The sequence below is a fragment of the Roseicyclus amphidinii genome (assembly GCF_030163755.1).
Lineage (GTDB): Bacteria > Pseudomonadota > Alphaproteobacteria > Rhodobacterales > Rhodobacteraceae > Roseicyclus > Roseicyclus amphidinii.
In genome coordinates this window covers 1-8,970 of sequence record NZ_JASJOE010000093.1, presented here as the reverse complement: position 1 = coordinate 8,970, position 8,970 = coordinate 1, and the positions used below count along the sequence as shown (strand labels likewise).

At 71.6% G+C, this 8,970-nt stretch carries 7 protein-coding genes and 1 pseudogene; 6 read left to right on the top strand and 2 right to left on the bottom strand.

The window, feature by feature from the left end:
* The coding region (gene selD / locus QQK83_RS18005) for a selenide, water dikinase SelD (RefSeq protein WP_284266642.1) at positions 1–894 on the top strand (894 nt) is incomplete at its 5' end.
* Here the strand turns inward: selD and QQK83_RS18000 are convergent.
* On the bottom strand, positions 891–1,322 hold the full coding sequence (locus QQK83_RS18000) for an Lrp/AsnC family transcriptional regulator (RefSeq protein WP_284266639.1): 432 nt from the start codon (positions 1,320–1,322) through the stop codon (positions 891–893). The two genes, selD and QQK83_RS18000, sit on opposite strands and share 4 nt — an antisense overlap.
* A 130-nt stretch (positions 1,323–1,452) precedes the next feature.
* Between QQK83_RS18000 and QQK83_RS17995 the strand changes: the two genes are divergently transcribed.
* From QQK83_RS17995 to QQK83_RS17985, 3 genes are all read left to right on the top strand, one after another.
* Complete coding sequence (locus tag QQK83_RS17995) at positions 1,453–2,598, top strand: type III PLP-dependent enzyme (protein WP_284266637.1); 1,146 nt, start codon at positions 1,453–1,455, stop codon at positions 2,596–2,598.
* Positions 2,599–2,672: 74 nt separating this feature from the next.
* Positions 2,673–4,970, top strand: a complete 2,298-nt coding sequence (locus QQK83_RS17990; protein WP_284266635.1) for a xanthine dehydrogenase family protein molybdopterin-binding subunit — start codon at positions 2,673–2,675, stop codon at positions 4,968–4,970.
* On the top strand, positions 4,957–6,033 hold the full coding sequence (locus QQK83_RS17985) for a DUF2235 domain-containing protein (RefSeq protein WP_284266633.1): 1,077 nt from the start codon (positions 4,957–4,959) through the stop codon (positions 6,031–6,033). The genes QQK83_RS17990 and QQK83_RS17985 overlap by 14 nt, the downstream gene beginning before the upstream one ends.
* Positions 6,034–6,184: 151 nt before the next feature.
* Here the strand turns inward: QQK83_RS17985 and truA are convergent, their stop codons facing one another.
* A complete protein-coding gene (gene truA, locus QQK83_RS17980; RefSeq protein WP_284266631.1) occupies positions 6,185–6,955 on the bottom strand; it encodes a tRNA pseudouridine(38-40) synthase TruA in 771 nt (256 codons plus the stop codon).
* Between the two features lie 153 nt (positions 6,956–7,108).
* On the opposite strand from truA, the gene QQK83_RS17975 reads away from it, so the two are divergent.
* Complete coding sequence (locus tag QQK83_RS17975) at positions 7,109–8,521, top strand: YcjX family GTP-binding protein (protein ID WP_284266629.1); 1,413 nt, start codon at positions 7,109–7,111, stop codon at positions 8,519–8,521.
* Positions 8,518–8,970 (top strand): annotated as a pseudogene (locus tag QQK83_RS17970) (TIGR01620 family protein); the annotation flags it as partial. The gene QQK83_RS17975 and the pseudogene QQK83_RS17970, both read left to right, overlap by 4 nt.

Sequence of the window (8,970 nt, the reverse complement as noted above, 5' to 3'; positions counted from 1 at the left end):
GGCGCGCCGGGCGATGACGCGGCGGTGCTGGAGGTGGGCGGCGCACGGCAGGTGATCTCGACCGACCACCTGCGCGGCTTCGCCGAGGACCCGGTTCTGGTCGCACGCGCCGCGGCGGTTCACGCGATGGGCGACATCTGGGCGATGGGCGCGCGCCCGCAGGCCGCGACCGCCACGGTGATCCTGCCGCGCATGGCGGCGCGGATGCAGGGCGCGTGGCTCGACGAGGTGATGGAGGCCGCGCGCGCGGTCTTCGCCACCGAAGGGGCCGAGGTGGTCGGCGGCCATTCCTCGATGGGGGCCGAGCTGACGCTGGGCTTCACGGTGACGGGACTTCTGGAGCGCCCGCCGATCACGCTGGCGGGCCCGCGGCCCGGCGATGCGCTGGTCCTGAGCCGGGGGATCGGCACGGGCGTGGTGCTGGCGGGCGAGATGCGGAGGATTGCGCAGGGAGCGGAGGTCGCCGCCTGTTGGGCGCAGATGACTGCGCCGCAGGGGGCGGCGGCGGCGATCCTTGCGCCGGTGGCCCGAGCTATGACCGATGTCACCGGCTTCGGGCTGGCCGGGCACCTGGGCAACATCTGCGCGGCCTCGGGCGTGGGGGCCGAGCTGTGCCTCGCCTCCGTGCCGCTGGTGCCGGGCGCGCTGCGGCTGTCCGGGGCGGGGGTGCGCTCGACGCTCTTCGAGCAGAACCGCGCTGCGCTGGAGGGCCGCGTCGAGGCCCCCGAAACGCCACTCGGCGCGCTGGTCTTCGACCCGCAGACGGCGGGCGGCTTGCTGGCCGCTTTGCCGGGGGGCGAGGCGGACAGGTTGGTCGCAGAGCTGCGCGCCATGGGCTTCGACGCCGCGCGGATCGGAACGGTGACCGAAGGCGCGGCGATCCGCTTCGCCTAAAGCGCGCGGTCCAGTTTCGTGGACAGGTGGATCAGGCTTTCGGACGAGCGCACCCCCTCGATCTCGCCGATCCGGTCGAGCACCGCGTCGAGCGCGGCGGTGGTCGGCGCACCGACCTCGAGCAGCAGGTCGACCCGGCCCGAGATGGTGTGGATGCGCTCGACCTCGGCGATGGACCTGAGGCGGGCGAGGATGCCCGGCTGGCTGCGCGGCTCGACCGAGATCAGCACCGTGGCGCGAATGCGGCCCGCGCGCAGCGCCTCGCCCAGCCGAAGGGTATAGCCCGCGATCACGCCCGAGCTTTCCAGCCGCTCGAGCCGCGCCTGCGCGGTCGAGCGCGCGACTTTGAGCTTGCGCGAGATCACGGCGACGGACATGCGCGCATCGCCCGCCAGAAGCCGCAGGATATCGCGGTCGAGATCGTCCATTCCGGCCCTCCGCCATCCGACTCCGTCAATATGCTATATATTGTGAGCATTTCGCGCAGAATGACCAGCGAAATCGCCGCCCTGTTGCGGCATGATGAACCGCAGGCGAACAGGGCAGGAGGTCAGGCACATGACCGTGACGCAGGCGTTTCACCGCACCCCCCGCGATTACCTCAGGGCCGAAGGGCCGGACGAGCCGGTCCTCTTCCTCTCGCCCGAGACGCTGCAGGCGACTGCGCGGCGCTTTCTCGACGGGTTCCCCGGCCTTGTGACCTACGCGGTCAAGGCCAACCCCGGCGAGGCGGTTCTGGGAAACCTGCTGGCAGCCGGCATCCCTGGGTTCGACGTCGCCTCGCCCGCCGAGATCGCGCTTGTCCGCTCCCTCGCGCCCCGCGCGGCGCTGCATTACAACAACCCCGTGCGCTCACGCAGCGAAATCGCGGTGGCCGTGGGGCATGGCGTGGCGTCCTTCAGCGTCGATGCGCCGGGCGAGCTGGAAAAGCTCGCCGCCTGCGGCGTGCCGCGCGGCACCGAGGTGGCGGTGCGCTTCGCCCTGCCGGTCGCGGGTGCCGCCTATGATTTCGGCGCGAAGTTCGGCGCATCGCCGGAGCTGGCCACCGCTCTACTGACCCGCGTGGTCGAACTGGGCTACCGCCCTGCGCTGACATTCCATCCCGGCACGCAATGCACCGACCCGGCGGCTTGGACGGCCTATATCGCCCGCGCCGCGGATATCGCGCAGGCGGCGGGCGTGACGCCGGAGCGGCTGAACGTCGGCGGCGGTTTCCCGGCGCGCAGGAACGCCGCCGACAGCCCCCGGCTCGACGCGATATTCGAGACGGTCGCGCGGGCGACCCGCTCGGCCTTCGGCGGCAGCGCCCCGGCGCTGGTCTGCGAGCCGGGCCGCGCGATGGTGGCCGAGGCAGGCAGCCTTGCCCTTCGCGTGAAGGCGCTGCGCGGCGACGGGGTCTACCTCAACGACGGCATCTACGGCGCGCTGGCGGAACTGCCGATCATGGGCATGACCGACCGGCTGCGCGTCATGGCCCCGGACGGGACGCCCCGAACCGGCGAGGGGACCGCGCGCCTGCTCTGGGGGCCGACCTGCGACAGTCTCGACCGGCTTCCCGGCATGGTCCCCCTGCCGGATGACATGGCCGAGGAGGATTACATCCTGGTCGACGGGATGGGGGCCTATTCCACGGCGACGGTGACACGGTTCAACGGCTACGGCGGATTGCGCATGGCAACGGTGCAGGCGCTGGCCGAGGGCTAGCCCCTCTGGACACCGGCGTCAGGCTGCCTAGTGTCCGGGGCGACGCATGAAGCAGCCGCGAAGGGATATGAGGGATGAGCAAGTTCGGAACCAGCCAGCCGGTGACGAGACTGGAAGACAGCCGTTTCCTGACCGGCAAGGGCCGTTACGTGGATGACATCGCCCCCGCGGACGCGCTCCGGGCCTTCGTGCTGCGCAGCACGGCGGCGCATGGCGAGATCACCGAACTGGACGTGTCGGAGGCGCGCGAGGTGCCGGGCGTTCACCTTGTCCTGACGGCGGCCGACCTCGCCGAGGCGGGATTGAAGAACGCGATGAAATACGCGCCCGTGAAGAACGGCGACGGCTCGCGCCCGCCGACGCCGCCGCGCCCGATCCTCGCCGAGGGGCGCGTGCGCTTCGTGGGCGAACCCGTGGCCTTCATCGTCGCCGACAGCCTCGCGCAGGCCAAGGACGCCGCCGAGATGATCCTGATCGACATCGAGGACCGCCCCGCGAAGCTCGACATCGCGCCGGGGGGCGAGGCGATCCACGACGAGGTGCCCGACAATGTCGCCTATGACTTCGCCATGGGCGACGAAGCCGCGACCGAGGCCGCGATGGCGGGGGCGGCCCATGTCGTGACCCACACGAGCTACGACAACCGCGTCATCGTCAACAGCATGGAGCCGCGCGGCTGCTATGCCGAGCTTGACGGCGACCGCATCCATGTGGCGGTGAACGGACAGGGCGTCTGGGGCACCAAGGGCGAGCTGGCCAAGTGGCTGGGCCTGCCCGAGGACCGGGTGCGCGTGACCAACCCCGACGTCGGCGGCGGCTTCGGGATGAAGTCGATGAACTACCCCGAATACCTGTTGTCGGCCCATGCCGCCCGCGTGCTGGGCCGCCCGGTGCGCTGGATCGGGGAACGGACCGAGTCGATGCTGTCGGACAACGGCGGGCGCGACCTGTCGGTGACGGTGACGCTGGGCTTCGATGCCGATCTGAAACTGGTCGCCTTCCGCACCGACAGCCTGTCGAACATGGGGGCCTACCCGTCGAATTTCGGGATGAACATCCAGTCTGCGCTCTATTCCAAGGTGCTGACCGGCACCTATGACGTGCAGACCTACCATTTCCGCAACCGCGGCATCTACACCACCACCACCCAGATCGACGCCTATCGCGGCGCGGGGCGGCCCGAGGCGATCTATGCCCTCGAGCGCGCGATGGACCATGCCGCCCGCGAGCTGGGCGTCGACCCGCTGGAGCTGCGGCGGCGGAACTTCATTCCCGCGGGCGCCTTCCCATATCGCAGCGCGACGGGCGAGCTGTACGACGTGGGCGACTTCCACAAACTGCTCGACCGCGCGGAGGTCGAGGCCGATATCGCGGGGTTCGCGGCCCGGCGGGCGGCGTCGGAGGCCGAGGGCAAGCTGCGCGGGTTGGGTATTTGTTATTACATCGAGTCCATTCTCGGGGACCCGTCCGAGACGGCTACGATCGAGATCACGGAAACCGGTGCCAAGGTCTATGTCGGCACCCAGTCGAACGGGCAGGGGCACGAGACGGTCTATGCGCAGCTTCTGCATGACCAGACCGGCCTGCCGCTCGAGGTGATCGAGATCGTGCAGGGCGACAGCGACCTGATCGCCACCGGCGGCGGAACGGGCGGCTCGCGCTCGGTCACGGTGCAGGGCATGGCGATGCGCGCGACGGCGGACACGCTGATCTCGGGCCTGTGCGCCTTCCTCGGCGAGGAGATGGACCAGCGCGACGTGACCTTCGACGAGGGCGAGGGCGTGTTCCGCGCCCCCGGCTCGAATGTCGTCGTCACGCTGCTGGAGGCGGCGGGCCGCGCCCGCGCCGCGGGGCGGGGCGAGCTGGCGAAGGTGACCGAGACGCGCACCCTGCCCGGCCGCTCCTACCCCAACGGCTGCCATGTCGCCGAGATGGAGATCGACCGCGCCACCGGCGCGACACGGGTCGCGCGCTACACGGTGGTGGATGATTTCGGCAACCTGATGAACCCGCGGCTGGCCGAGGGGCAGGTCCATGGCGGCGTGGCCCAGGGCATCGGACAGGCACTGACCGAGCATGTCGTCTACGACGCCGACGGCCAGCTTCTGACCGCCACCTTCATGGATTACGGGATGCCGCGGGCCGACGACATGCCCTTCATCGCCTTCACCACCGAGGCCGTGCCCTCGACCGCGAACCCCTTGGGCATGAAGGGCTGCGGCGAGGCGGGAACGGTCGGCGCGCTGGCCGCGGTGGCCAATGGCGTGCTGGATGCGCTCTGGCCGCTGGGCATCCGGCAGGTCGACATGCCCTTCACGCCCGCGCGCGTCTGGAGCTACCTGCAGGACGGGAGGGCCGTTGCCGCGGAATAGCCGCCTCCGCGCCTGGCTGACGGGCTACCGCAGCGCCCCGCCGCGCCTGCCCGGACCGCATCTGCCCCGAACCCATGTGATCCTGCTGGACGGCACGATGTCGTCACTCGCCCGCGGGCGGGAGACGAATATCGGGCTGATCTACCGGCTGTTGCAGGAGGCCCCGGCGCAGGCGCAGCTGACGCTCTACTACGAGCCGGGAATCCAGTGGCGCGGCTATCGCCGTGCGGTCGAGGTGCTGGCGGGCGTCGGCATCAACCGCCAGATCAAGCGTGCCTACCTGTTCCTTGCGCGCAACTACGGGCCCGGCGACCGGATCATCCTGATGGGCTATTCGCGGGGCGCCTACGCGGTGCGCTCGCTGGCCGGACTGATCGACCGGATGGGATTGTTGCGCGCGGCGCAGGTCGAGCCCGAGACGCTGGACCGGGTCTATGACTGCTACCGCAGCGATCCCGACAGCACCGAGGCCCGCGCGCTGAGGCTGTCGCGCTGTCACGCCGAGGTGCCGATCCGCTTCCTGGGCGTCTTCGACACGGTGCGGGCGCTGGGGCTGCGCTGGCCGGGCCTGTGGCGTCTCGTGCCCGCGCCGCATCGGTTCCATTCCCACGCGCTTGGCCCCGCCACCGAGATCGCGCGGCACGCGCTGGCGCTGGACGAGCGGCGCGACGCCTATGCGCCGGTGCTCTGGGAGACGACGGACGAGGAGGCCGCGCGCGGCAGGGTGCAACAGGTCTGGTTCCGCGGCAGCCATGGCGATGTGGGCGGGCAGCTCGACGGGATGCGGGCGGCGCGGCCGCTGTCGAACATCCCGCTGGTCTGGATGCTGGAGGAGGCCGAGGCCGCGGGCCTGCCGCTGCCGGTACATTGGCGGCACAGGTTCCTGACCTCGGCCCATGCGCCGGCCATCGGGATGAACCGTGGGGTGGGGAAGCTGTTTTTCATCCGGCGCGCGCGGGCGGTGGGCCGCGACCCCTCGGAGCGGCTGCACGCGTCGGTGCATGAAGCAGGCGGGGCACGGGGGGTGCGGGGGCTGCGTCATCCGGCCCGTCCGCTGGCCTGAGAAGGGCTTGCGCCGGCTTCGCCGTCGCCCGGACGCGCCGCGCGCGCGGCACGGGGCCCCTTGGCCGAGGGTGGTCCCGACAGGGGAGCGGGGGTTCCCGGTGGCAGGCCGGAGATGCGTATTTGGGGAAAGATGAAGGCGCAGGCCGCGCTCAGGCGAAGGGATCGTCCGGGTAGCCGACGCCGGTGAGGTAGAGACCTTCGGGGGGGGCGACGGGGCCGCAGGCGGCGCGGTCGGCGGCGGCGAGGGCTGTGCGGACATCCTCGGGCGACCAGGCGCCTGCGCCGACGCGCTCCAGCGTGCCGACGATGGAACGGACCTGGTTGTGCAGGAAGGAGCGCGCGCGCAGGTGAAAGCGGAACTCGGTGCCGTGGGCGCGCGGGATCTCTTCGACCGTCACCTCGTCCAGCGTCTTGACCGGGCTTTTCGCCTGGCAGAGCGCGGCGCGGAAGGTGGTGAAATCATGCCGGCCGAGGAGATGGGCGGCGGCAGCGCGCATCGCGCCCGTATCGAGCGAAGCGCGGCGGACGTGCCAGGCCTGCCCGGCGTCATGGACCAGCGGCGCGCGACGGCAGATCAGGCGGTAGGTGTAGCGCCGCTCGATGGCCGAGAAACGCGCGTGCCAGTCCTCGGGCACGCGGGCACAGGCCACGATGGCCACGGGCGCGGGTTTCAGGTGCCAGTTCAGCGCCTCGGAGAGGCGGAACGGCTCCCAGGTCTTGCGCAGGTCGGCCTGCGCCACCTGGCCGGTCGCATGGACGCCCGCATCGGTGCGGCCAGCCGCGGCGATGGAGGGCACATCGGGTTCGAGCGCGGCGAGCGCGGCCTCGAGCGCGCCCTGCACCGAGGGCTGATCCTTCTGGCGCTGCCAGCCCGCGAAGGGGGCGCCATCGTATTCGACCTGGAAGGCATAGCGGGGCATGGGCGGGGACATAGGCGCAAAGGGGGCGCGCCGCCAAGGGGGAAACGCGCAGGACCGGGCCGGGGCGGCGGTGGAGCAGGGGCGGGTATTCACCCCTCGCAAAGCGGGGCCTGGATGCTTAGGTTGCCTGCGGCGGCAGAAGAGGTGCGGGACTTGGTCATAGGTGCGATCGCGGACAGGGTGGGGCGCGGGATCGAGGGCGCGGCCCAGGGTGTTTCGGGCCTGTTCTTCGAGCCGGTGATCCGTCTGGGGGTCACCGGGCCGAGCCGGGCGGGCAAGACCGTCTTCATCACCTCGCTGGTCGCCAACCTGCTGGAGCGCGGCCGCATGCCGGGGCTGGAGGCCGCGCGCTCTGGGCGGATCGAGGCGGCCTTCCTTCAGCCGCAACCCGACGACACCGTGCCGCGTTTCGATTTCGAGGACCACCTGGCCGCCTTGACCGGCCCCGCGCCGCATTGGCCGGACTCGACGCGCTCGGTGTCGGAGCTGCGGCTGTCGCTGCGCGTTCGGCCCAAGGGATTGCTCGGCGGGCTGAAGGGGCCGCGGACCGTGCATCTGGACATCGTGGATTATCCGGGCGAGTGGCTGCTGGACCTCGGGCTGCTGGAGCAGGATTTCGCCAGCTGGTCGCGCGAGGCGCTGGCGCGCGCCGAAAGCCGGGGCGAGGCCGCGGCCTATCGTGCGGCGCTCGAGGGGCTGGACCCTTCGGCGCGGCTGGAAGAACCCGTGGCGGCCGCGCTGGCGCGGAAATGGACCGCCTACCTGACCGCGGCGCGGGAGGCGGGCTATTCCGACTGCACACCGGGGCGGTTCCTGTTGCCGGGCGACCTCGAAGGCTCGCCCGTGCTGACCTTTGCGCCCTTGCCGCCCTCCGAGGCCCCGCGCGGGTCGCTCGCGCGCGAATTCGCAAGGCGGTTCGAGGCCTACAAGGCGCAGGTGGTCAAACCCTTCTTCCGGGCGCATTTCGCGCGGATCGACCGGCAGATCGTGCTGGTGGACGCGCTTGGCGCGATCCATGCGGGGCCGCGCGCGCTGGAGGACCTGAGGCAGGCGCTCTCGGGCATCCTCGGCGCGTTTCGGCCGGGGCGCTCGGCCTTCCTGTCGGGCCTTCTGGGCGGCAAGCGGGTCGACCGCATTCTCTTCGCCGCGACCAAGGCCGACCATCTGCACCATTCCCAGCATGACCGGCTGGCGCAGATCATGGGGGCGCTGGTGGCCGATGCCCGCCGCCGCGCGGATTTCGCGGGGGCCGAGACGCAGGCCATGGCCATCGCCGCGCTGCGCGCCACGGTGGAGGAAACGCACACGGTCAACGGCGCGGAGCTGAACCTTGTGCGGGGCACGTTGCTGGACAGCGGCAAGCAGGCGGCGCTGCATCCGGGCGACCTGCCCGCCGACCCCTCGGCGCTGCTGGCGCCCGCGAAACAGGGGGCGGAGCGGTGGCTGGACGGCGATTTCGGGGTGATGCGCTTTGCGCCCGCGCCGCTGAGCCTGCGGGCGGGCGACGGGCCGCCGCATATCCGGCTGGACCGTGCGGCGGAGTTTCTTCTGGGGGACAGGCTGTGACCGAGACACGCAAGGGCCCCGTGCTGATCGAACTGGACGACGCGCCGGGCGCGGGCCCTCGGGATGCGCCGCCGGTGCCCGAGGCGCTGCCGCCGCCCGAAGGGCGGGCGATGCAGGTGGTGGCGACGCTGGGCGCGCGGCGGCCGAACCGGCTGGCACGGGTGTTCTGGGGGGCACTTTTGGCGCTGGTGGGCTTCGTCGCCTCGCTGGCGGCGTGGGAGTTCGTGACCGGCCTGTTGGCGTCGAACCCGGCTCTGGGTTGGATCGCGGCAGGGCTGGTGGGGCTTGTTCTCGTGACGCTCCTCCTGATCGCGCTGCGCGAGCTGGCGGCGTTTGCGCGGCTGGGCAAGCTCGATGACCTGCGGCGCGAGGCGGAGCATGCGCTGTCTGCCGGCGACCTGCCCGCGGCGCGGCGCGTGGCCGGGCGGCTCGAGGCGCTTTACCGCGGG